Annotated in this window: 22 protein-coding genes; 16 read left to right on the top strand and 6 right to left on the bottom strand. The window is 58.8% G+C overall.

Annotated features, from left to right (window positions below):
* Positions 1 to 76 precede the first annotated feature (76 nt).
* A complete protein-coding gene (locus tag ACNYC6_RS02025) occupies positions 77 to 1,519 on the bottom strand; it encodes a transglycosylase SLT domain-containing protein (protein WP_419710842.1) in 1,443 nt (480 codons plus the stop codon).
* A 99-nt stretch (positions 1,520 to 1,618) separates the two neighbouring features.
* The gene (gene gloB / locus ACNYC6_RS02020) at positions 1,619 to 2,386 is read right to left on the bottom strand and encodes a hydroxyacylglutathione hydrolase (protein ID WP_419712897.1); all 768 of its coding nucleotides are present in this window, start codon (positions 2,384 to 2,386) and stop codon (positions 1,619 to 1,621) included.
* Positions 2,387 to 2,451: 65 nt separating this feature from the next.
* Between gloB and ACNYC6_RS02015 the strand changes: the two genes are divergently transcribed.
* The 6 genes from ACNYC6_RS02015 to ACNYC6_RS01990 all read left to right on the top strand — a co-directional run bounded on the left by ACNYC6_RS02015 (position 2,452) and on the right by ACNYC6_RS01990 (position 9,323).
* Positions 2,452 to 3,210, top strand: coding sequence for a class I SAM-dependent methyltransferase (locus ACNYC6_RS02015; protein WP_419710841.1), 759 nt, complete (start codon positions 2,452 to 2,454; stop codon positions 3,208 to 3,210).
* A gap of 88 nt (positions 3,211 to 3,298) precedes the next feature.
* Positions 3,299 to 3,751: a ribonuclease HI gene (rnhA, locus tag ACNYC6_RS02010; RefSeq protein WP_347905878.1), complete on the top strand. Its 453-nt coding sequence runs from the start codon at positions 3,299 to 3,301 to the stop codon at positions 3,749 to 3,751.
* A 194-nt stretch (positions 3,752 to 3,945) separates the two neighbouring features.
* Positions 3,946 to 4,899 (top strand): RHS repeat-associated core domain-containing protein, encoded by a 954-nt coding sequence (locus tag ACNYC6_RS02005; RefSeq protein WP_419710840.1) that lies wholly within the window; start codon positions 3,946 to 3,948, stop codon positions 4,897 to 4,899.
* Between the two features lie 559 nt (positions 4,900 to 5,458).
* The gene (gene dnaQ / locus ACNYC6_RS02000) at positions 5,459 to 6,220 is read left to right on the top strand and encodes a DNA polymerase III subunit epsilon (RefSeq protein WP_419710839.1); all 762 of its coding nucleotides are present in this window, start codon (positions 5,459 to 5,461) and stop codon (positions 6,218 to 6,220) included.
* 218 nt (positions 6,221 to 6,438) lie between these two features.
* Positions 6,439 to 8,694, top strand: a complete 2,256-nt coding sequence (locus tag ACNYC6_RS01995; protein ID WP_419710838.1) for an Orn/Lys/Arg decarboxylase N-terminal domain-containing protein — start codon at positions 6,439 to 6,441, stop codon at positions 8,692 to 8,694.
* Positions 8,695 to 8,708: 14 nt separating this feature from the next.
* On the top strand, positions 8,709 to 9,323 hold the full coding sequence (locus ACNYC6_RS01990) for a GNAT family N-acetyltransferase (protein ID WP_419710837.1): 615 nt from the start codon (positions 8,709 to 8,711) through the stop codon (positions 9,321 to 9,323).
* Here ACNYC6_RS01990 and ACNYC6_RS01985 read toward each other — a convergent pair.
* Complete coding sequence (locus ACNYC6_RS01985) at positions 9,289 to 10,182, bottom strand: LysR substrate-binding domain-containing protein (RefSeq protein WP_419710836.1); 894 nt, start codon at positions 10,180 to 10,182, stop codon at positions 9,289 to 9,291. The genes ACNYC6_RS01990 and ACNYC6_RS01985 overlap by 35 nt on opposite strands.
* Positions 10,183 to 10,270: 88 nt before the next feature.
* On the bottom strand, positions 10,271 to 10,495 hold the full coding sequence (locus ACNYC6_RS01980) for a hypothetical protein (RefSeq protein ID WP_419710835.1): 225 nt from the start codon (positions 10,493 to 10,495) through the stop codon (positions 10,271 to 10,273).
* A 182-nt stretch (positions 10,496 to 10,677) separates the two neighbouring features.
* Here ACNYC6_RS01980 and ACNYC6_RS01975 point away from each other — a divergent pair, with 182 nt between their 5' ends.
* A complete protein-coding gene (locus ACNYC6_RS01975) occupies positions 10,678 to 11,238 on the top strand; it encodes an NADPH-dependent FMN reductase (RefSeq protein WP_419710834.1) in 561 nt (186 codons plus the stop codon).
* A gap of 23 nt (positions 11,239 to 11,261) precedes the next feature.
* On the opposite strand, the gene ACNYC6_RS01970 is transcribed toward ACNYC6_RS01975, so the two are convergent.
* On the bottom strand, positions 11,262 to 11,921 hold the full coding sequence (locus ACNYC6_RS01970) for a TetR/AcrR family transcriptional regulator (RefSeq protein WP_419710833.1): 660 nt from the start codon (positions 11,919 to 11,921) through the stop codon (positions 11,262 to 11,264).
* A gap of 55 nt (positions 11,922 to 11,976) precedes the next feature.
* Between ACNYC6_RS01970 and ACNYC6_RS01965 the strand changes: the two genes are divergently transcribed.
* Together ACNYC6_RS01965 and ACNYC6_RS01960 are read left to right on the top strand one after the other, a co-directional pair.
* Positions 11,977 to 13,080 (top strand): DUF2855 family protein, encoded by a 1,104-nt coding sequence (locus tag ACNYC6_RS01965; protein WP_419710832.1) that lies wholly within the window; start codon positions 11,977 to 11,979, stop codon positions 13,078 to 13,080.
* Between the two features lie 58 nt (positions 13,081 to 13,138).
* Complete coding sequence (locus tag ACNYC6_RS01960) at positions 13,139 to 14,422, top strand: arsenic transporter (RefSeq protein WP_419710831.1); 1,284 nt, start codon at positions 13,139 to 13,141, stop codon at positions 14,420 to 14,422.
* 102 nt (positions 14,423 to 14,524) lie between these two features.
* Here ACNYC6_RS01960 and ACNYC6_RS01955 read toward each other — a convergent pair whose 3' ends face one another.
* Positions 14,525 to 15,475 (bottom strand): DUF1853 family protein, encoded by a 951-nt coding sequence (locus tag ACNYC6_RS01955; RefSeq protein WP_419710830.1) that lies wholly within the window; start codon positions 15,473 to 15,475, stop codon positions 14,525 to 14,527.
* Positions 15,476 to 15,592: 117 nt separating this feature from the next.
* Between ACNYC6_RS01955 and ACNYC6_RS01950 the strand changes: the two genes are divergently transcribed.
* The 7 genes from ACNYC6_RS01950 (at position 15,593) to ACNYC6_RS01920 (ending at position 23,715) form a co-directional block, all read left to right on the top strand.
* Entirely contained in the window at positions 15,593 to 16,483 is an 891-nt protein-coding gene (locus ACNYC6_RS01950) for an NAD(+) kinase (RefSeq protein WP_011333623.1), read from the top strand.
* A complete protein-coding gene (locus ACNYC6_RS01945; protein WP_419712896.1) occupies positions 16,480 to 17,454 on the top strand; it encodes a metallophosphoesterase in 975 nt (324 codons plus the stop codon). The genes ACNYC6_RS01950 and ACNYC6_RS01945 overlap by 4 nt, the downstream gene beginning before the upstream one ends.
* Positions 17,451 to 18,320 (top strand): rhomboid family intramembrane serine protease, encoded by an 870-nt coding sequence (locus ACNYC6_RS01940; RefSeq protein ID WP_419710829.1) that lies wholly within the window; start codon positions 17,451 to 17,453, stop codon positions 18,318 to 18,320. Before ACNYC6_RS01945 ends, ACNYC6_RS01940 begins: the two co-directional genes overlap by 4 nt.
* Before the next feature lie 33 nt (positions 18,321 to 18,353).
* The gene (locus tag ACNYC6_RS01935) at positions 18,354 to 18,614 is read left to right on the top strand and encodes a YeaC family protein (protein ID WP_056855543.1); all 261 of its coding nucleotides are present in this window, start codon (positions 18,354 to 18,356) and stop codon (positions 18,612 to 18,614) included.
* The gene (locus ACNYC6_RS01930; RefSeq protein ID WP_419710828.1) at positions 18,611 to 19,441 is read left to right on the top strand and encodes a DUF2797 domain-containing protein; all 831 of its coding nucleotides are present in this window, start codon (positions 18,611 to 18,613) and stop codon (positions 19,439 to 19,441) included. The genes ACNYC6_RS01935 and ACNYC6_RS01930 overlap by 4 nt, the downstream gene beginning before the upstream one ends.
* A 10-nt stretch (positions 19,442 to 19,451) precedes the next feature.
* Complete coding sequence (gene pepN, locus ACNYC6_RS01925) at positions 19,452 to 22,109, top strand: aminopeptidase N (protein WP_419710827.1); 2,658 nt, start codon at positions 19,452 to 19,454, stop codon at positions 22,107 to 22,109.
* A 553-nt stretch (positions 22,110 to 22,662) separates the two neighbouring features.
* Positions 22,663 to 23,715 (top strand): WD40/YVTN/BNR-like repeat-containing protein, encoded by a 1,053-nt coding sequence (locus ACNYC6_RS01920; RefSeq protein ID WP_419710826.1) that lies wholly within the window; start codon positions 22,663 to 22,665, stop codon positions 23,713 to 23,715.
* Positions 23,716 to 23,743: the final 28 nt, after the last annotated feature.

Here is a 23,743-nt window from a genome sequence, read left to right as displayed (position 1 = left end):
CCGGACGCAGGTTTCGCCAGCGGCTACAGGTTGTGATGGGCGGGTAGAAAAAAGCCCCTCGGAAGGGGCTTTGAGATCAATGCGGGTTGGACACCGTCAACATCTGACCTGGCTTCAGCGCCTGGCCGACACGCGGATTCCAGCGCTTGAGGTGCTGCATTTCAACGTTGAAGCGCTTGGCCACGATGTATAGCGAATCGCCCCGCTGAACTTTGTACTGCGATTGCGACTTCTTGGTTTTGGTCTTGGAGTTGGCCGCGACCACGGTGTTGACGCGACCCGAGCTGCGTTTGCTGGTGTCCTGCAAGACCAGGGTCTGGCCGGGCTTGAGGTTCTTGCCCGAGAGCTTGTTCCAGCGCTGAATATCCTTGACGTCGACGTTGTTGGCCTTGGCGATGGAGCCCAGGTTGTCGCCGCGCTTGACCCGATAGTTGCGTTTGGCACTGGCCACTGCCGTGTTGTCTGCGCCGTCGAACACTGGCTTGAGCGACTTCTTGCTGATCAGCTCTTCCGGACGCATGGTTTGCAGGCTGGTGGTCAGCAATTGCGCCTTGGACGTAGGCACCAGCAGATGCTGGGGGCCGTCGATGGTGGTGCGTTGCTTGAAGGCCGGGTTGAGCTGGAACAGTTCGTCTTCGTCGATATTAGCCACCGCGGCGACCTTGGACAGGTCCATGCGCTGGTTGATTTCGACGACCTGGAAATACGGCTCGTTGGCGATCGGGTTGAGGTTCACCCCGTAGGCTTCCGGTGCCATCACCACTTGCGACAGGGCCAGCAGCTTCGGCACGTAGGCCTGGGTCTCGGCGGGCAGCGGCAGGTTCCAGTAGTCGGTCGGCAAGCCAAGCTTTTCGTTACGCTCGATGGCACGGCTGACCGTGCCTTCGCCAGCGTTGTAAGCAGCCAGGGCCAACAGCCAGTCGCCGTTGAACATATCATGCAGGCGGGTCAGGTAATCCATCGCTGCGGTGGTCGACGCGGTAATGTCGCGACGGCCGTCATAGAAACGGGTCTGACGCAGGTTGAAGTAACGCCCGGTGGACGGGATGAACTGCCACAAGCCAACTGCATCTGCGCGAGAGTAGGCCATCGGGTTGTAGGCGCTTTCAATCACCGGCAGCAGTGCCAGTTCCAGCGGCATGTTGCGTTCTTCAAGGCGTTCGACGATGTAATGAATGTAGAGGCTGCCGCGTTCGCCGGCGTTTTCAAGGAACGACGGATTGCTGGCGAACCACAGGCGCTGTTGCTCGATGCGCGGGTTGACGCCCAGGTTGTCCTGCAACTGGAAGCCCTGGCGCATGCGCTCCCAGACATCCTGCGGGATCTGCGGGCTAGGCTTTTCGCTGAGCCAAACGGGCTTCTGCTTGGCGCGGGCAGCAATGTTTGGCGTATGTGTCGCTTCAGTCTGCGGAGCGTGGCTGGAGCAGCCCGCCAATGTGGCGGACACAGCCACCGCTATGGCTTGAGCCAAGCGGGTCAATGCGTCTGAATTGATGGACTTACGTATGGATGACGACATTGGCTGGAAGTAAGTTCCGGGCAAAAATGTCGGGCGATTCTAGAAAGCGCCCCCCTTGCGGTCAACCTTTGCGCGTTTTAGGACCATCGTGCAAGCTGTTCAGAACGTGTCTTTCCACGCCCTCAAAACAGCAAAAACCATATCGGGCGCGGAGTTATCGGTGCCGGTCCGTTCATCCGCTTTTTCTTTAACGGATGTTTCGCCGGTACGTAAAAAGGGATTTGTGCGCTTTTCCAGTGCGACGGTGGAGGGCAGCGTGATGACCCCGGCTTCCCGTTGTCGGGTGACGGTGGCCAGGCGTCCGAGGGTGTCCGGGTTGCCCGGTTCGACGGCGGCGGCGAAGCGCAGATTGCTCAGGGTGTATTCATGGGTGCAGTACACCCGCGTATCCTCGGGAAGAGCCGCGAGGCGCGACAACGAGGTGTGCATTTGTTGTGGCGTACCTTCGAACAAACGCCCGCAACCGGCAGCGAACAGGGTGTCGCCACAAAACAGCAGGCCGCTGTGATAATAGGCAATATGGCCCAAGGTATGGCCGGGCACGGCAATGACATCAAAATCATGGCCCAGCACGCTGATGCGATCATTGTCCTTGAGGGCTACGTCCCGCGCCGGGATGTTTTCGCTGGCCGGGCCATAGACGTTTGCGTCCGTCGCTTTCTTCAGTTCCTGGACGCCGCCGACATGGTCATGATGGTGGTGAGTGATCAGAATATCACTGAGCACCCACGTCGGATTTGCCGCGAGCCAGGCTTGTACCGGCGCGGCATCGCCCGGATCGACCACCGCGCAACGCCGGGTGTCGGGGTCTTGTAACAACCAGATGTAGTTGTCGGTGAAGGCGGGCAGGGCAGTGATCTGTATCATCGTCGGATTCGCCAAGCGGAAAACAATGGCGCATCTTAGAGCTTCCTGGCGCGTTGGAGAATGCAATGACCGATAAAGCGTTCGCTCAGGCCGATCCTGACTGGCTGGCATTGATCAGCGCGGCCCGCGAGTGGCTGTCCGGTCCTATCGGGCAATTTTTGTTGGACGAAGAACGGCGCATGCTCGAAGAGGAGCTTGGACGATTCTTCGGCGGCTATCTGGTGCATTACGGACCGTCGGCCCAGGCCCCGCCGTCGGCGCCGCAAGTCCAGCGCAATGTGCGCTTGGGCGCGCCGTTGCCGGGGGTCGAGATTGTCTGTGAGGAACAAGCCTGGCCGTTGAGCGAGCATGCCGCCGATGTGGTGGTGTTGCAGCATGGGCTGGATTTTTGCCTGTCGCCCCACGGTTTGCTGCGTGAAGCCGCGAGCAGCGTACGGCCCGGCGGGCATCTGTTGATCATCGGCATCAATCCATGGAGCACGTGGGGACTGCGTCATGTGTTTGCTCATGACGGGTTGGGCAAGGCTCGCTGCATTTCGCCGTCACGAGTGGCCGACTGGCTGAACCTGCTGGGCTTCGCGCTGGAGAAACGCCGCTTCGGGTGCTATCGTCCGCCGTTGGCTTCACCTGCCTGGCAGACCCGTCTGGCCGGTTGGGAGCGCAAGGCCGGTGACTGGCAATTGTCCGGCGGCGGCTTCTATCTATTGGTCGCGCGCAAGATCGTCGTAGGGCTGCGACCGGTCCGCCAGGAACGCCGCGAACCGATGGGCAAGCTGATTCCGTTGCCGATGGCCAAGGTCAACCGCCGTAATATCGAACCGTGATTTTTCTTTTTTTTCGGCCGGGCAAGTCCCGGCTTCGGGCGTCGTCGGTCAACGATCGGCGGGTCACGCATTTTCTGGATAGATTGGCATGAGCGATAGCGTAGAACTGTTCACTGATGGCGCCTGCAAAGGCAATCCCGGTCCCGGTGGTTGGGGCGCGTTGCTGGTGTGCAAGGGCGTTGAAAAAGAACTCTGGGGCGGCGAAGCCAACACCACCAACAACCGCATGGAGCTGATGGGCGCGATTCGCGGCCTGGAAGAGCTCAAGCGTTCGTGCGATGTGTTGCTGGTGACCGACTCCCAGTACGTGATGAAAGGCATCAATGAGTGGATGGACAACTGGAAAAAGCGCGGCTGGAAAACCGCAGCGAAAGAACCGGTGAAAAACGCCGACCTGTGGAAACTGCTCGACGAACAGGTCAACCGCCACAACGTCACTTGGAAATGGGTGCGCGGGCACATTGGCCATCATGGCAACGAACGGGCCGACCAATTGGCCAACCGTGGCGTGGATGAAGTGCGCGGGTACAAGCAGGATTGATTACCGCGTCGCTGACATCGCGGTGGGGGCTAAATGGGGCTACCTAAAAGGCCTCGGTGACCGTGCCCGTATTGCTGCGATTGCACCGGTGAAATGAGCGTTGCGGATGTTGTACCTAGCAGTTCTGCTAGCTAGACAGACTGGTAAAATTCGTTGAGCTTAAACGTTCGATTTACGTTCGTTAAGAGCTATTTATGAACGCTACTTTGCTATGCCGCTATCGCTATGATCCGTTGGATCGCCTGGTTCAAGCACAACCGACGTTGCTGTCAAATAACCAGATCTTTTACAACAAATCCCGAGTGGCCACTTTAGTGCAGGACAAGGTTCAATGCTCAATCTTTCAGCACGACCTTTTCCTGTTGGCGCAAAAACAACGGGACTGCGGCATTACCTGTTCCACCTTGCTCGCCACCGACCTGCAACGCTCAGTTCTGCACAGTTTGCGCCCTACTGACCGCCAGGCATTTGCTTACTCTCCCTACGGCCACCGTACCCCGGAAGGTGGCTTACTTAGCTTGGTTGGCTTCAATGGCGAATGGCCGGACCCAGTGACAGGGCATTATTTTTTGGGCAATGGTTATCGGGCGTTTAATCCGGTATTGAAGCGCTTTAACAGTCCGGACAGTTTGAGTCCGTTTGGGAAAGGGGGAATGAATACATATGCATATTGTGCGGGGGACCCAATAAATCGTGTTGATCCAAATGGTCGAGCGTGGAGTACTGTAATTCGGCTTATGAAAAGTGGTGCCTTTAGAGACGCAGCTCGAACTGCAAGAACAAACGGAACACCAACGCAGGTACAGACGTTCAGTGGTCCTACGCGCAAAGAACTCAAAAGTCTGCGCTTGCAGATAACTGAAGTGATGGGGCCGCCAAAGATTCGATGGATTCCCGATTCTAATAAGGTTGTTAAGGTTAATAAGTTTGATAAGGTTACCGGGGTTGCTAAAGTTGTTAATAAAGAAGTGACGCCTCAGGAGATATCGCTGGAGCAGGCCGTACAAAACAAAGTAATTGCCAAGTTGGAGTTGAGTCTGTTCGATGGCAAATCATCTCCCCATCTCAAAGAAATGTTAAATGCTGTAATAGAAAGGGCCGAGGCGCGGATACGGGGGCCGGAATTGTCTGATATTCGACAACCTTAGGCTCTGTATTAGAAGTAAAGTCGCTAACACGGCATGATTCACGCCGGTGAGATTTCTGCAAAGCTTTTTGTGAGTTTGTCGAAGCGTATTGCGACACGTGCATTGATGCTGTTGTCTTCCATCGTCGACGTGGGCACGCTAAAAAAACTAAAAGGAGGGGCTGTTGCTCCGGAATAATGTTTAATTGGGTGCGCCAAAATCGATGACTTTGGGTAATGTTTTTTTTGTATGGATTTTGCGGGATCTTAGCTGTGCGACAGTTTTTGCAGTGTGGGAAGGTTTTGCTAATGTTTAGCGCCGGGTTGTTGAGGGGACAATTAATGTCCGTTTAATTTTCAGTCTGATTTTTTGTAAGGTTGCTCCCTAAATATTTTCTTTCCCATTAATGGAGTGCCTAGGTCTATCCTTTCGAGGGTAGCCAATTCATATAGTGTTTAGGCGGAGTTGAAATTTTTTTAGGTTGGCGCTTTCATCATTGCACCCGCTCTGCAAGGGCGAAATTTTCTTTTCATGTTAAGATGCGCGGCATTGCATAGGTCAAGTAGTTTGAGGTTTAAAAATGTCAGGTGAGAGAAGAGTTGTACTCGATACCGAAACCACCGGCATGCCGGTGACCGACGGCCACCGGATTATCGAAATCGGTTGTGTCGAGTTGATCGGTCGGCGCCTGACCGGCCGGCATTTTCACGTTTACCTGCAACCGGACCGCGAAAGTGACGAAGGCGCCATCGGCGTCCACGGCATCACCAACGAATTCCTGGTGGGCAAGCCGCGTTTCGCCGAGGTGGCCGAAGAGTTCTTCGAGTTCATCAAGGGCGCGCAGCTGATCATCCATAACGCGGCGTTCGACGTTGGCTTCATCAACAACGAATTTGCCCTGATGGGCCAGCACGAACGTGCGGACATCACGCAACACTGCTCGATCCTCGATACCTTGATGATGGCCCGGGAACGTCATCCGGGGCAGCGCAACAGCCTCGATGCGTTGTGCAAGCGTTATGGCGTCGACAACTCCGGCCGTGAACTCCACGGCGCCTTGCTCGACTCCGAGATTCTCGCCGACGTCTACCTGACCATGACCGGCGGCCAGACCAGCCTATCCCTGGCCGGTAATGCATCCGACGGCAATGGCTCCGGTGATGGCTCGGACAACTCCGCCACTGAAATCCGTCGTCTGCCGGCCGACCGCAAGCCGGCCCGCATCATTCGCGCCAGTGAAGACGATTTGGCACAGCACGCAGCGCGCCTGGAAATCATCAGCAAATCCGCCGGAACCCCGGCATTGTGGTTGCAACTGGCCGAGGCGGACGCGCAGGCGTAGGTCTTCATTTTCCTATAAATGCTTTTTGTGGCGAGGGAGCTTGCTCCCGCTTGACTGCGAAGCGGTCACCAAACTCCCCCAGCGGGAGCAAGCTCCCTCGCCGCAAAACGGTGCATCTTGTGACCGAGTACGGGCGTCGCGCTCGCCACATCCGCTTCAACCCTCTACCCTGAGGTGATTGGCAGGCTCTGGTCTGCCGCTTCGGGACACTGAGCCTCATGTACAAAGATCTGAAATTCCCGGTCCTGATTGTCCATCGCGACATCAAGGCCGACACTGTCGCCGGCGATCGCGTGCGGGGTATCGCCCGGGAGCTGGAACAGGAAGGTTTCAGCATCGTCTCGGCGATGGATTACACCGAAGGGCGCCTGGTCGCGTCGACGCATCACGGCCTCTCGTGCATGCTGATCGCCGCGGAAGACGCCAGCGCCCATTCTCATTTATTACAGAATATGGCCGAGTTGATCGGTCTGGCGCGTGTGCGTGCGCCGGATTTGCCGATCTTCGCCCTCGGCGAGCAAGTGACCCTGGAAAACGCGCCCGCCGACGCCATGGCCGAGCTCAATCAGCTGCGCGGGATTCTTTACCTGTTCGAGGACACCGTGCCGTTTCTGGCGCGGCAGGTGGCGCGGGCAGCGCGCAAGTATCTGGACGGGCTGCTGCCGCCATTCTTCAAGGCGCTGGTGCAGCACACTGCCGATTCCAATTATTCCTGGCACACCCCTGGGCATGGCGGCGGCGTGGCGTATCACAAGAGCCCGGTGGGGCAGGCGTTTCACCAGTTTTTCGGGGAAAACACCCTGCGTTCGGACTTGTCGGTCTCGGTGCCGGAGCTCGGCTCGCTACTGGATCATACCGGGCCACTGGCGGAAGCCGAGGCCCGGGCGGCGCGCAACTTCGGCGCCGATCATACCTTCTTCGTCATCAACGGCACCTCGACCGCCAACAAGATCGTCTGGCACTCCATGGTGGCGCGTGATGACCTGGTGCTGGTGGATCGCAACTGCCACAAGTCGGTGCTGCACTCGATCATCATGACCGGGGCCATTCCGTTGTACCTGTGCCCGGAGCGTAATGAGCTGGGCATCATCGGCCCGATTCCCCTGAGCGAATTCAGCCCGCAGGCGATCAAGGCCAAGATCGATGCCAGTCCGCTGACCAAAGGCCGGGCACCGAAGGTCAAGCTCGCGGTGGTGACCAATTCGACCTATGACGGCCTCTGTTACAACGCCGAGTTGATAAAGCAACAACTGGGCAACAGTGTCGAGGTGCTGCACTTCGACGAGGCCTGGTACGCCTACGCGGCGTTCCATGAGTTTTTCGCCGGGCGTTACGGCATGGGCACGTCCCGCAGTGACGATGGCCCGTTGGTGTTCACCACCCATTCCACTCACAAACTGCTGGCGGCATTCAGCCAGGCATCGATGATTCACGTGCAGGACGGTGGCGCCCGGCAACTGGACCGTGACCGCTTCAACGAAGCGTTCATGATGCACATCTCCACCTCGCCGCAGTACGGCATCATCGCCTCGCTGGACGTTGCGTCGGCGATGATGGAGGGCGGGGCCGGACGTTCGCTGTTGCAGGAAATGTTCGACGAAGCCTTGAGCTTTCGCCGGGCGCTGGCCAATCTGCGTCAGCACATCGCGGCGGATGATTGGTGGTTTTCTATCTGGCAGCCGCCGTCGGTGGAAGGTATCGACCGGGTTGTGACTGACGACTGGCTGTTGCAGCCGGAGGATGACTGGCACGGCTTCGGCGACGTGACCGACGATTACGTATTGCTCGATCCGATCAAGGTCACCCTGGTGATGCCGGGTTTGACCGCCGGGGGTGCACTCAGCGAGCGTGGAATTCCGGCGGCGGTGGTCAGCAAGTTCCTTTGGGAGCGCGGGCTGGTGGTGGAAAAGACCGGGTTGTATTCGTTCCTGGTGCTGTTCTCCATGGGCATCACCAAGGGCAAATGGAGCACGCTGCTGACCGAGTTGCTGGAGTTCAAGCGCAGTTACGACGCCAATGTCAGTCTGGCGAACTGCCTGCCGTGCGTGGCGCAGCAGAATGTGGCGCGTTATCAAGGCATGGGCCTACGCGACTTGTGCGATCAACTGCACGCCTGCTATCGCAGCAATGCCACGGCCAAACACCTCAAGCGCATGTACACGGTACTGCCGGAAATCGCCATGAAGCCGGCGGACGCCTATGATTACCTGGTGCGCGGCGAAGTCGAGGCGGTGTCGATCGATGCTCTGGACGGGCGGATCGCGGCCGTGATGCTGGTGCCGTATCCTCCGGGCATTCCGTTGATCATGCCCGGTGAACGTTTTACCGAGTCAACCCGCTCGATCATCGACTACCTGGCGTTTGCTCGCACATTCGATAGCAGTTTCCCGGGGTTCGTCGCCGATGTGCACGGATTGCAACATGAAGACGAGGGCAGTGGGCGGCACTACACCGTCGATTGCATCAAGGAATGAGGACCTTTCCCAGTATGCAACCGGTCATGAATCCAAATCATCCAGGGCTGTCGGTGCGTGTTGCCGACGAAGGTTTTGCCGCTTATATCTGGGGCAGTGATTTCAGTTTCGAAGTCGCCGTCTACGGGGCGCCGAAAATAGGCCAGCCGGTGGCGCAATGGCCGGTCATGCCGATCACGCCTTACCGCAAATGCTATGGCATCGATCCTGAAGAGTTCAGCAGTTTTCGTGACGCCACCGACAGTGCGATTTTCATGGCCTATCTGGATGACGAACCCGTCGGCCACCTAGTGATCAGCACCAATTGGAACGGCTTCGCCCACATCGACGAACTGGCCGTGCATGCCCCGGCGCGACGCCATGGCGTGGCCAAGGCGTTGCTGGAGGTGGCGCAGTTCTGGAGCCGCAAGAAAAAACTGCCGGGCATCATGCTCGAAACCCAGAACAACAACCTTGGCGCGTGCCGGTTGTATGAGCGGTGCGGTTACGTGATCGGCGGCATCGACCACATGCGCTATCGCGGCATCGACCCCAATACTGCCGAGGTGGCGCTGTTCTGGTATCGCGTGTTCGATAACGCACTGGAAAACCCGATCAGTTCCCCAGCATCGCCGCGGCTTGTTCCGTGATGATTGCCAGCAAGGTCTGGACGGCGGGCGAAGGCTCGCCATTTTTCAACGTCAGGGCGTAGACGCTGATTGGAACGGCGGGGGCGAGCGGGCAGGCATCGAGCCCGGCGGATTTGGCGCCGAGGGCGGTGAAAGGGTCGACGATGGCCAGGCCTTCACCGGCCTCGACCATGCTGCGCATCATTTGATGGGTCTGGACCCGGGTCTGAATCACCGGTGCCGGCCGCAGCGCGTGCAGTTTATGCTCGAGGGCCGGGCTGAGCGGGTCATGACCGTCCAGGCCCACCATCGCTTGACCGGCCAGATCCTGCAGCGAGATGTATTTCTGTTTCGGTTGCAGCCAGCCATGGGGCGCCAGCAGTTGCAGTTTGCCCTGGGCAATCACCTGGCAATCAATCTCGGCACGATCCGGATCATGCAGGCTCAGGCCCAGATCGCTTTCGCGCAGCAACAGGCTTTTGACGATGTCACGGGTGGGTTGGCTGAGAAGGGTGCAAGGCGCATCGGGCACGCGTCGACGCAGTGCTGCAATGCTTTGCGGCAACAATTGCTGGGCCAGCGGCGGGGTGCAGATGATACGTAATGGAGGGGCGAGGTATTGCTTGAGGCTGTTGGCCAGACGCTGCACAGGTTCGAGCGCGTCGTAGACATGGGCGATTTCGACCTGCAACTCCCGCGCCTCGCGCGTCGCCTGCAAGCGCCCGCGCACGCTGGAGAACAGCATGAAGCCCAACTGATCCTCGGCGTCGCGCAAAATGCGCTCGACCTCGGTCACCGGCAACTGCAGCCATTCGGCGGCGGTGCCCAGGTGACCGGTCTGCAGGAGCGCCTGGATCACTTCGATATGGCGTAAGCGCATGCGTGAAGTCCATGTTCAGCAGGTGAAGGAGTCAGTGGCTGAATCCTAACCCAAGTCCGCGCATATGACTTCTGCTCATAACATCGAGTTATGAAACGACGTTCGTTTCCGGTTCACGGGTCAGGGTGACGCCGGTTTGCACCAGTTGAAACTCGTTTTCATCGAGTTTGTTGACGCGATCGCCAATGGCCAGTTTGTAGGTGGTAACAGGCGCCGAACCTGCCGACGGGGTGGAGTCGTGGAACTCATGCACGGAATAAATGCGGCCTTCCGCGTCTCTTGCATGGAACTGACCGACGAGTACTGCTGCCATCTGCTTAGAACCTCTGGAGATAAAACGCTTGATTTGCGGCTTTGTAGACCGCCATCGAGCACGGTAAGTTTTCCTACATAAAAAAAATAATCAGGACGCAGATATACCTGAGTTCACTGGTTGAACCGTCGTCCGATCATCTATAACTACAGGCTCCCCCCACGGACAATCGAGAGTCTTCCATGAGCAATGTCTATAACGTCGCCGTTGTGGTCGGCAGCCTGCGCAAAGCATCGATCAACCGCAAGATTGCGTTGGCCCTGGCTGATCTGGCGCCGGCCAACCTCAAACTCACTATCGTCGAAATAGGCGATTTGCCGCTCTACAACGAAGACATCGATGGTGATTCACCGCCGGCAGCCTACAGCACTTTCCGACAACAAGTGAGTTCATCCGACGCGGTGCTGTTCGTGACCCCGGAATACAACCGTTCGGTGCCGGCGCCTATGAAGAATGCTATTGACGTGGGCTCGCGCCCTTATGGCAAGAGTGCCTGGAGCGGCAAGCCGGGAGCGGTGATCAGTGCATCGCCGGGTGCGATTGGCGGATTCGGCGCCAACCACAACTTGCGCCAGTCCATGGTTTTTCTCAACGTGCCGTTGATGCAGCAACCGGAAGCCTATCTGGGCGGAGCCGGTTCGGCGTTTGATGAGGCAGGCAAGCTGTCGGAATCGGTCAAGCCGTTCCTGCAGAGTTTCATCAATGCCTACGGGCAGTGGGTCGAGCAACACAAAAAGATGTGATTGCGGTTTTCCAGCGCTCCAGGCTACGGAGCGCTGGCCAGTCGGCTACTGATCATCGTTTCCATTTCCGACAACCAGGCGGCGGTTTGTGCCGCCGCCGGTTGTGCGGTCACGCAATACCGGCGGCCGCCCCAGGCCATGATTACCCAGGCATCTATGGTTGCTGCTGAGGGGTGGGCTGGCAGGTCGCCACAGGCCGCGAAGGCTTCACGCCATTTTTGTGTCAGCTCATCGAACACTCTTCGATGATGCTTGGGCTCGGCGATCTGGTGTTCGATGAGCAGCACGGCGTGGTTGAACAAGGGTTGGCGCTCATCGTCGGGGTTGCAGGTCAGGCGAATGAGACGCTTGATCCGGGTTGGCCAGTCCTGGTCGTTGGCTTGTACGACAAATTCATCCAGTTCCTGTAGCAGGATATCCAGTCGATGGCGGATGTAGCCCGACAGCAGGGCTTCCTTGCTCGGGAAGTAGTCGTAGAGTGTGCCGATCGCAACACCTGCTTCCAGTGCCACCTCGCGGGTGGTCAGGCCTGACCAGCCGTCTCGCAGCCAAATCCGAACAAATGCGTCATAAATCGCATCGACGGTGAAAATCGCCCGGGCCTGAGTCGGCCGTTTCAGCGGTTTTGCACGGGGATTGAGGGTGGGCAACCGGCCCTTGCTGTTTCCGAACCCGTTCTTCATCGGCGGCCACTACGCTGGTGCTACCCGCCACTGTGTCGCAGCAGGAGATTGAAGGATGCAAATCACAAGCACGGTAACACGGCTGATTACCCGTAAAGATGCCCTGGACCAAAGCCGCATCGAGCAGATTCCGCGCAGTTTCGTTCCCGCCGCGGGCGAAGTCATTCTGAAGATTGACCGTTGCGCGCTGACCACCAACAACATTACCTACGCCGCTTATGGCAATTCTATGAACTACTGGGGCTTCTTTCCTACCGGGTTAGCGGAATGGGGCCACGTACCGGCCTGGGGTTTTGCCGATGTCATCGCGTCGGATGTCCCGGGCATCAAGGTCGGAGAGCGCTTCTACGGCTATTTCCCGATTGCCAGCCACCTGTGGATGCGCCCGGAACGGGTGACCGAGCGCGGTTTCTACGACGGCGCCGAACACCGGCAAGGTTTGACGTCGGCCTATAACCAGTACACCCGCTGCAGTTGGGACACGTACTACAGCCCCGATACCGAGCACCTGCAGATTTTGCTCAAGCCATTGTTCCTGACATCTTCGATGCTTGCCGACTTCCTGCAAGACAAGCAGTTCTTCGGTGCGACTCGGCTGGTGTTTTCCAGTGCATCGAGCAAAACCGCCTACGGCACTGCCGTCTGCTTGGGAAATCACCCAGATCTGGAAAGAGTGGGGTTGACCTCGGCCGGCAACAAAGCCTTTGTCGAGAGTCTGGATTGTTACGAGCGTACGGTGTCGTACGAGGAACTGGCGAGCCTGCCCAACGACCGTCGAACGCTTTACGTGGATTTTTCCGGCAACCTTGATTTGCGAGACAGTGTGCACCAGCATTTTGCCGGACAGTTGATTTACAGTTGCTTCGCCGGCTCCGCGCAAAGCACCCATGAAGCGCGGCTGACGGCGATCGAGGGACCGCAGCCGGTGTTCTTTTTTGCGCCGATCCAGATACGCAAACGTAATGCAGATTGGGGGCCGGAAGGGGTCAGCCAGCATATCGGCGAGGGCTTGCTGCAGTTTTTCAAAAAAGTGACGGCCAGCGAACGACCGTTGCTGGAGGTGAAAGAGAGCCACGGCTATGAAGCGGCGCAAGCCGTGGTTTCCCGCTTGTTTCATGGGCAGGTCCCGCCAATCGAGGGGCATGTGATTCGGTTGTGACGGGTCGCTGCTGCGAGTTCCGGGGCGGCCCGTCTTTCTTTTTTCAAGGTTGCCCTGAATGCTCGTAGCGTCACTGATTTTCCTGCTGACCATCACGTTGGTGATCTGGCAACCCAAAGGCCTCGGCGTCGGCTGGAGCGCGGTATTCGGCGCAGTGCTGGCGCTGATTTTTGGTGTGGTGCACCTGACTGACATTCCGTTGGTGTGGCAGATCATCTGGAACGCCACCGGCACCTTTGTCGCGTTGATCATCATCAGCCTGTTGCTGGACGAGGCCGGTTTTTTTGCCTGGGCTGCGCTGCACGTGGCCCGTTGGGGGCGAGGCAACGGGCGCAAGCTGTTTGCCTATATGGTGCTGCTTGGCGCGCTGGTCTCGGCGTTGTTCGCCAATGACGGCGCGGCGCTGATCCTCACGCCCATCGTGATTTCCATGCTATTGGCGTTGCGTTTCTCCAGGACGTCGACCCTGGCGTTCGTCATGGGCGCGGGTTTCATCGCCGACACTGCGAGCCTGCCGCTGGTGGTGTCGAACCTGGTGAACATCGTTTCCGCAGACTTCTTCAACATCGGCTTCAACCGTTATGCGGCGGTGATGATTGCGGTCAATCTGGTGAGTGTGGCCGCGACTCTGGCGATGCTGATGTGGTTTTTCCGGCGTGACATTCCCAAGGCTTACGATCCCGAACAACTGGAGCACCCTGAAAGTGCAATCCACGACAAGGCGACGTTCTATGCCGGTTGGGTGGTGCTGGTGATTCTGTTGCTCGGCTGTTTTGCGCTGGAGCCGTTGGGCATTCCCATCAGCGCGATTTCAGCGGTGTGCGCTGCCTTGTTGTTGGCCATCGCGGCCGGCGGCCAAAAGATTTCCACGCGCAAAGTGATGAAAGAAGCGCCGTGGCATATCGTGGTGTTCTCGTTGGGCATGTACCTGGTGGTCTACGGCCTGCGCAATGCCGGACTTACCGGGTATCTGGCAGGTTGGCTCAACGGCTTTGCCGAATACGGCGTCTGGGGCGCGGCGATGGGCACCGGCGTATTGACCGCGTTGCTGTCGTCGATCATGAACAACTTGCCGACGGTGCTGATCGGGTTGTTGTCCATTGATGCGAGTCAGGCAACGGGCGTGGTGAAAGAGGCGATGATCTACGCCAACGTCATCGGCAGTGACCTGGGGCCGAAAATCACCCCGATCGGCAGTCTGGCGACGTTGCTGTGGCTGCATGTGCTGGAGCGCAAGAACATTCGGATCGGCTGGGGGTATTACTTCAAAGTCGGGATCGTGTTGACGGTGCCGGTGTTGCTGGCGACGTTGGCAGCGCTGGCTGTGCGGTTGTCCCTCTAGACCGGGTCGCCCCTATCGCGAGCAGGCTCCCTCACATTTGAAATGCATTCCCCTGTAGGAGCGAGTCTGCTCGCGATAGCGGTAGTTCATTCAACTCCTTGCTCAACCTTGCCCCGGCACATTCGGCCAAAGATCCGCCACCAGAAACAGCCGCTCGGCCTCTTCCCAGTCACCGCTGGCATTTTCCGTCAGTCGAACCAGTAATTGTGCCGGTGCCAACGGGTCGAGGTCAGCCATCCATGCTTTCAGTTGTTCGGCGCCCCAAGTGTGCTCCGCGGTGTAGTGCGCCGGCGCTAGCCAGGCATGGCGGGGCAGGGGTTGCCAGTGGCCGGGCGGGCTTTGTTCGATAAAATCCGGCCAGTCCTTTTGATGCAGCCAGCGACCGCGCAAATGCTGCGGGTGTGCGCCACGGGGAGACGCCGCCGGTCCCGGCCATGGATAAAGCAAGTAACCCCCCAGCCACAAATGCGCGCTGAACTGGCGGATATCCAGCGCCGCCAGCACTTCGCGGCTCTCCGGGCGCGCCGAAATCGGCAGCTGATGCTCGCTCAGATGGGCCAGTTTACGGTCCAGCCGATCATGGCAGCCGGGGCCGAGCCATTGCGCGGCGTCGTGCCCGTCGCCCTGCTGCGGGCCGAGATACAGCTTGATCGCCAGTTCCAGGTGATGCACACCGTCGCGATCGCGCAGCAGCATGTCCAGTTCGCCCAGCGTGTGGCCTTCGCGGCGGATCGGCATGTTGGCGGCAATCAGTTCGATGCCGGGCGCATGCTGCACGGCAAATTGCCAAAGGCGTTCGTAATACAGGCCAAGTCGCCGGGTGCGGGCCTGGGCCAGCCAGTGCAGCAGGCCGTAGCTGTCCTGATCCAGTCGGCGCAGCCAGTGTTCCAGGTGCTCCGGTGCCTGCACCCAGTCGCTGCCGGCCAGCGGATGGCGTTGCGGCCACGGCGTGTCGGCGAGCATCGGCGGCGCGAGGATGACCCACGCCAGGTCGCGCACCTCGGGGTGGCGCAACTGGTGGGGCAACTGCAGCAAATCTGGAAATAGGATCATCTTGCGAGCATAGCCTCAAACAGGAGTACATCCTTGGCGCTGAAAGGATTTTGTCTATCCGCAGCTTTCACCCATAATCGTGTTTTTCGTCGCGCACAGATTCCCAGCAGGAGCCCCATGGAGCAATTTCGTAATATCGGCATCATCGGACGCCTCGGCAGTTCTCAAGTGCTGGATACCGTCCGCCGACTGAAACGCTTTCTGCTCGACCGTCACCTGCACGTGATCCTCGAAGACACCATCGCCGAAGTCCTGCCGGGCCACGGCCTGCAAACGTCTTCGCGCAAGATGCTCGGCGAAGTCTGTGACATGGTGATTGTGGTCGGTGGTGATGGCAGCCTGCTGGGCGCCGCCCGGGCCTTGGCCAAGCACAATATTCCGGTGCTGGGCATCAACCGTGGCAGCCTCGGGTTCCTCACTGACATCCGCCCCGACGAGCTGGAAATCAAAGTCGCCGAAGTGCTCGACGGCCACTATCTGGTGGAAAACCGCTTCCTGCTGCAGGCCGAAGTCCGTCGTCACGCCGAGGCCATCGGTCAGGGCGATGCGCTGAACGATGTGGTGCTGCACCCCGGTAAATCGACGCGGATGATCGAATTCGAGCTGTACATCGACGGTCAGTTCGTCTGCAGCCAGAAGGCCGACGGCCTGATTGTTGCCACGCCGACCGGTTCGACGGCGTATGCGCTGTCCGCCGGTGGTCCGATCATGCATCCCAAGCTCGACGCCATTGTAATTGTGCCGATGTACCCCCATACCTTGTCGGGCAGGCCGATTGTGGTCGATGGCAACAGTGAGCTGAAAATCGTCGTGTCCAAGGATATGCAGATTTACCCGCAAGTCTCGTGTGACGGCCAGAACCACTTTACCTGTGCGCCCGGTGACACCATCACCGTCAGCAAGAAAGCGCAGAAATTGCGGCTGATCCATCCGCTCGACCACAACTACTACGAAGTCTGCCGGACCAAGCTCGGCTGGGGCAGCAAGTTGGGTGGTGGAGGCGACTGATGCTCGATCCCGCGCGTAGCTACGACCTGATCGGTGACGTGCACGGTTGCGCTCTGACCCTTGAGCATTTGCTCGACCGGCTCGGTTATCACAAACAAGGTGGCGTCTGGCGCCATGCCTCGCGCATGGCGGTGTTCGTCGGCGACATCATCGACCGCGGCCCGCGGATTCGCGAGGCGTTGCACATCGTCCACGACATGGTCGAGGCCGGTCAGGCGCTGTGCATCATGGGCAACCATGAATTCAACGCACTGGGCTGGGCCACGCCAGCACTTCCCGGCAGCGGCAAGCAGTTCGTGCGCGAACACACGCCGCGCCATGCCCGTTTGCTGCATGAAACCCTGACCCAATTTGAACACCATCCGGGTGACTGGCATGACTTCCAGCAGTGGTTCTATGAACTGCCGCTGTTCCTCGATGCCGGGCGTTTCCGCGTGGTGCATGCCTGTTGGGACGCCGGTCTGATCGAACCGCTGCGGGCGTTGTTCCCCAACGGTTGTATCGACGAACATTTCCTCCAGGCTTCGGCCGAGTCAGGCTCTTTTGCCTGCACCGTGTTCGACCGCCTGCTGCGTGGCACCGACATGCGCCTGCCTCATGGCTTGACCATGACCAGTGGCGATGGCCTGGTGCGTTCGTTCTTCCGCACCAAGTTCTGGGAAGACGACCCGAAAACCTACGGGGATATCGTGTTTCAGCCAGATGCCTTGCCTGAGCCGGTAGCCCGGACGCCCCTGACTTCGACGGAAAAGAACAGCTTGCTGCGCTACGGTAGCGACGAGCCGTTGCTGTTCGTCGGCCACTACTGGCGCAGCGGAAAACCGGCGCCAATCCGTCCGAACCTGGCGTGTCTGGATTACAGCGCCGTGCTCTACGGCAAACTGGTCGCCTATCGGCTGGATCAGGAAACGCGGCTCGATCCGCATAAATTTGTCTGGGTCGATGTCGAGCGACCGGAGGTTTTGCAATGAGTTCTGTGGCGGTATTGCGTCTGCCGCTGGCGGTGGACCTGAGCGGCTTCGTCAAATTGCTGCAACGCATGCAGGTGCCGCATCGGGTCAGCGAAGAGTCGGGCGAGCAGGTGTTGTGGGTGCCGGACAACATCAGCGAAGACGTGCGCGCCTTGTACGAACGTTTTCCCGCGGGCGATCCCGACCTGCAACTGGACATCCCGGTGACACAAACCAGGAAGCGCCCGGGTTTCGTCGAGCAGGTGAGCTATGCCAAGGCAACTGCTGCGATTCTGCTGCTGAGCGTGCTGGTCGGTGCGCTGACGATGCTCGGCGACAACCTCAACACGATGCGCTGGCTGACCTTCCTTGATTTTCGCATCGTCGGTGAATACATCCATTTCACACCACTGGCCGATAGCCTGGCGGCGGGGCAGTGGTGGCGTCTGGTCACACCGATGCTGATCCACTTCGGCATCCTGCACCTGGCCATGAACGGCATGTGGTACTGGGAACTGGGGCGGCGCATTGAATCGCGCCAGGGCAGCATCAATCTGGTCGGTCTGACCTTGCTGTTCAGCCTGGTTTCCAACTACACCCAATACGTTTTCAGTGGCCCGAGCCTGTTTGGCGGATTATCCGGCGTGCTGTACGGCCTGCTTGGGCACTGCTGGATATTTCAATTGCTGGCGCCAAACCCCGCCTATCGCCTGCCCCGAGGCGTGCTGGTGATGATGCTGGTCTGGCTGCTGCTGTGCCTGTCCGGGCTGGTCTCGATGATTGGCTTCGGCGAAATCGCCAACGCGGCCCATGTCAGCGGGTTGCTCGTCGGATGCTTGACCGGTTTGTTGGGTGGTTTGTACAACCGCCGTAAACTGGCTGCCTAATTTCAGAACATGCAATAAAGAGACGGAGACCCCATGTCCTCTTTTAACGAAATGATCAAGAACATCACCCCGGACATTTACCAGAGCCTGAAACTGGCGGTGGAAATCGGTAAATGGTCCGACGGTGGCAAACTCACCGCCGAACAGCGCGAACTGTCGCTGCAAGCGATGATTGCCTGGGAAATCCAGAACCTGCCCGAGGAAGAGCGCACGGGTTACATGGGCCCGCAAGAATGCAGCTCAAAATCGATTCAGGTGCCGAATATCCTGTTCAAGTCGGATGCCATCCATTGATCGAGATTGGCCGCGGTGCAATCAGTAAAATGTCGGCGCGCCTGGACGGGCCGAACGTGCAATACGCATTTCGCCTGGGCGACACCGAAGTTCCGGTCAATCCGTTGATCGGCACCACGGTGCGCCTGGAATACCTGGGTGCGATCCACTGCACCCATTGCGGGCGCAAGACCAAAACCAGTTTCAGCCAGGGTTACTGCTACCCGTGCATGACCAAACTGGCCCAGTGTGACGTGTGCATCATGAGCCCGGAACGCTGCCATTTCGACGCCGGCACTTGCCGGGAGCCGGAGTGGGGCGAGAAGTTCTGCATGACCGATCACATCGTCTACCTGTCGAATTCATCCGGGGTGAAAGTCGGGATCACCCGCGCCACCCAGTTGCCGACGCGCTGGATCGATCAGGGCGCCAGTCAGGCCTTGCCGATCATGCGCGTCGCGACCCGCCAGCAATCGGGTTTCGTCGAGGACCTGTTCCGCAGTCAGGTGGCCGACAAGACCAACTGGCGCGCCTTGCTCAAGGGCGATGCGGTGTCGGTGAATCTACCGCAGGTGCGCGACCAGTTGTTCGACAGCTGCGCCGATGGCCTGAAAACATTGCAGGAACGATTTGGCCTACAAGCAATCCAGACAATTACCGATGTTGAACCGCTCGAAATCCGCTATCCGGTCGAGCAATACCCGGCCAAGATTGTCAGCTTCAACCTGGACAAGCAGCCGATTGCCGAAGGCACGCTGATGGGAATCAAGGGCCAGTACCTGATCTTCGACACCGGCGTGATCAATATTCGTAAGTACACGGCCTACCAGCTCGCCGTGCATCAGTAAGGACTCCAGCATGCGCACCGAACAACCGAAGATGATCTACCTCAAGGACTATCAGGCGCCCGAGTACCTGATTGACGAAACACACCTGACCTTCGAGTTGTTCGAGGACCACAGCCTGGTCCACGCGCAACTGGTGATGCGCCGCAACCCCGAGCGTGGCCCGGGCCTGCCGCCGCTGGTGCTGGACGGCCAGCAACTCGACCTGCTGTCGGTGACCCTGGCCGACCGCGAGCTGAGCGAAGCTGACTACCAACTGACCGAAAACCACCTGACGCTGCACCCGACCAGCACCACGTTCACGGTCGACACCAGCGTGCGCATCCACCCGGAAACCAACACGGCGCTGGAAGGCCTGTACAAGTCCGGCACGATGTTCTGCACCCAATGCGAGGCCGAAGGCTTCCGCAAAATCACCTATTATCTTGATCGCCCGGACGTGATGAGCAAGTTCACCACCACCGTGGTCGCCGAGCAGCACAGCTATCCGGTGCTGCTGTCGAACGGCAATCCGGTTGCCAGCGGTCCCGGTGAAGACGGCCGGCACTGGGCGACCTGGGAAGACCCGTTCATGAAGCCGGCGTACCTGTTTGCGCTGGTGGCCGGTGATCTGTGGTGTGTCGAAGACACCTTCACCACCATGACCGACCGCACCGTGGCGCTGCGCATTTATGTCGAGCCGGAAAACATCGACAAGTGCCAGCACGCCATGAACAGCCTGAAGAAATCCATGCGCTGGGACGAAGAGGTCTACGGTCGCGAGTACGATCTGGACATCTTCATGATCGTCGCCGTGAACGATTTCAACATGGGCGCCATGGAGAACAAGGGGCTCAACATTTTCAACTCCAGCGCCGTGCTGGCCCGCGCCGAAACCGCCACCGATGCCGCGCACCAGCGGGTCGAGGCGATCGTCGCCCACGAATACTTCCACAACTGGTCGGGCAACCGCGTGACCTGCCGCGACTGGTTCCAGTTGTCGCTCAAGGAAGGCTTTACCGTGTTCCGCGATTCGCATTTCTCCGCCGACATGAACTCGGCCACGGTCAAGCGCATCCAGGACGTGGCTTACCTGCGTACCCACCAGTTCGCCGAAGACGCCGGCCCCATGGCCCACGCCGTGCGCCCGGACAGCTTTATCGAGATTTCCAACTTCTACACCCTGACCGTGTACGAAAAGGGCTCGGAAGTGGTCGGCATGATCCACACCTTGCTTGGCGCCGAAGGCTTCCGTAAGGGCAGCGACCTGTACTTCGAACGCCACGACGGCCAAGCTGTGACTTGCGATGACTTCATCAAGGCCATGGAAGACGCCAATGGCGTGGACCTGACCCAGTTCAAACGCTGGTACAGCCAGGCCGGCACGCCGCGTTTGGCGGTCAGCGAGTCCTACGACGCAGCGGCAAAAACCTACAGCCTGACCTTCCGTCAAAGCTGCCCGCAAACCCCAGATAAAGTGGAAAAGCTGCCGTTCGTGATCCCGGTCGAACTGGGCTTGCTTGATAGCAAAGGTAACGAGATTGCCCTGCGCCTGGCCGGTGAAGCCGCCGCCCAGGGCATCACCCGTGTGATCTCGGTGACTGAAGCCGAACAAACCTTCACCTTCGTCGACATCGTTGAACACCCGCTGCCGTCGTTGCTGCGTGGTTTCTCCGCACCGGTGAAACTGAGCTTCCCGTACAACCGCGACCAGTTGATGTTCCTGATGCAGCATGACAGCGACGGTTTCAATCGCTGGGATGCAGGTCAGCAACTGTCGGTGCAGGTGCTGCAAGAATTGATTGCCCAGCAGCAGAAGGGCGAAGCGCTGGTGCTGGATCAGCGCCTGGTTTCGGCCTTGCGCACCGTGCTGTCCGATGAGTCGCTGGATCAGGCAATGGTCGCCGAAATGCTTTCGCTGCCAAGCGAAGCGTACCTGACCGAAATCAGCGAAGTGGCGGAAGTCGACGCCATCCACACCGCCCGCGAATTTGCCCGCAAGCAACTGGCGGACGCGTTGTTCGAAGGCTTGTGGCTGCGTTATCAGGCCAACCGTGATCTGTCCAAACAAACGCCATACGTGGCCGAAGCCGAGCACTTTGCCCGTCGTGCCTTGCAGAACATTGCGCTGTCGTACCTGATGCTCAGCGGCAAACCGGAAGTGCTGGCCGCGACGCTGGAGCAGTTCGATGCGTGCGACAACATGACCGAACGCCTGACTGCGCTGGCCGTGTTGGTCAATTCGCCGTTCCAAGAGCAAAAAGCCAAGGCACTGGCGAGCTTCGCCGAGCACTTCAAGGACAATCCATTGGTCATGGACCAGTGGTTCAGCGTTCAGGCCGGCAGTGTGTTGCCGGGTGGTCTGGAACGGGTTCGTCAGTTGATGCAGCACCCGGCGTTCAACATCAAGAACCCGAACAAAGTGCGTGCGCTGGTCGGTGCGTTTGCCGGGCAGAACCTGATCAACTTCCATGCGGCGGATGGTTCCGGGTATCGCTTCCTGGCGGATCTGGTCATTGAGCTGAACGGGTTTAATCCGCAGATTGCTTCTCGCCAATTGGCGCCTTTGACCCGCTGGCGCAAGTATGACGATGCTCGTCAGGCGTTGATGAAAGGGGAGCTGGAGCGGATTCGGGCTTCGGGGCAGTTGTCTAGTGATGTGTTTGAGGTGGTTAGCAAGAGTTTGGCTTGATCTTGGCTTTTTTGGACTTGGCGGCCTTTGGGCCGACCAAGGCCTTGGCTGATTGAGTACATATCCGTTGCTTCGGTAACGGCGGCTTATGGTTTCGCCCTTGTGGCGAGTCCCTTTTGGCAAACGCCCCAAAAGGAACCAAAAGGTCTCGCCCCGAACGTCCGGCCCCTCGCTGGGGCAAAGCCTTTTGCTTACTTTTCGCTGGGCCGGCACTCCGGCGTTTGGAAAAGTGAGTCGCTGTAAGAGCGAAACCGCCAGCGGCCTTTACCGCAGAAATGGATATGTACACCGAACACCGAACACCGAACACAAAAACCCAATCACCCCACCTAATACCCAACCATTCAGCAAAAACACATACGCCCCCGGTTAACAAAACATAACGTGCCGTCGATTGTCAGCCCTTCAAAAACACCGATAGGATAAGCCAGCTTCCGAAGGGGCTCTGGATTGCGGGTTTCAGGACTATGCTCTGAAACAGGTGATCCCGGTCAGCACCCTTGCGGCGCCCAGAAAGGTTGAACGACCTAACAATAATAATGGGGGAAGGTCTATGAGTGAGCCTGTCATGGGTGTGGGTATCTGCCGCCCGCCGGCATTACGCAAATTCGCGTTGCTGGCTACAGCGCTCTCGCTGTTGGGCTCTGCCATGCTGTCAGCACCTGCGCTGGCCGCGGCCGCGCCGGCATCCGACGTTGTTTATTCGATTGAATCGGCCAAGGCCAGCAAAAGCCTGATGCTCGATGTCGTCCACGCAGGCAAGCGTCTGGTGGCGGTCGGGGATCGCGGGCACATTCTCTATTCCGATGACCAGGGCGCAACCTGGACTCAAGCCAAGGTGCCGACCCGGGCACTGCTGACCTCAGTGTTTTTTGTCGATGACAAACACGGCTGGGCCGTCGGCCATGACGCGCAGATCCTCGCCAGCGAGGACGGCGGCGTCACCTGGACCAAGCAATTCGAAGATCTGAAACGCGAATCGCCGCTGCTCGATGTCTGGTTCCAGGACGTCAACAGCGGCTTTGCCGTGGGCGCATACGGTGCGCTGCTGGAAACCACTGACGGCGGCAAACACTGGGAAGACGTCAGTGATCGCCTGGACAACGAAGACCAGTTCCACCTCAACGCCATCGCTGCGGTCAAGGATTCCGGTCTGTTCATCGTCGGTGAGCAGGGCAGCATGTTCCGCTCCGCCGATGGGGGCCAGACCTGGGAAAAACTCGAAGGCCCGTACGAAGGTTCGCTTTTTGGTGTGATCGGCACCGCACAACCTTCTACGCTGTTGGCTTATGGCCTGCGCGGCAATCTGTATCGCTCCACCGATTTCGGTAGTAACTGGGAACAAGTCGAACTCAAGGCCGAACGTGGTGACCTGGAGTTTGGCCTGTCCGGTGGCACGCTGCTCGAAGATGGTTCCATCGTGATCGTCGGTAACGGCGGTTCGGTGATTCGCAGCGGCGACGATGGCGAATCCTTCAAAGTGGTCAACCGTGCGGATCGCATTTCCGTCTCGGCGGTCACGGCAGCAGGCAATGGCAATCTGGTTCTGGCAGGACAGGGCGGCGTTCGCGTCACTTCGCCGAATGGCACCGAATCGGGCAAGTGAACCGGGTTAATAATAAGAAGGCGCAGCT

It is taken from the genome of Pseudomonas sp. NFX224 (assembly GCF_048565165.1).
Taxonomy (GTDB): Bacteria; Pseudomonadota; Gammaproteobacteria; order Pseudomonadales; family Pseudomonadaceae; genus Aquipseudomonas.
Note: the sequence above shows the minus strand (reverse complement) of the source record. Positions and strands in the feature narration are given on the sequence as shown.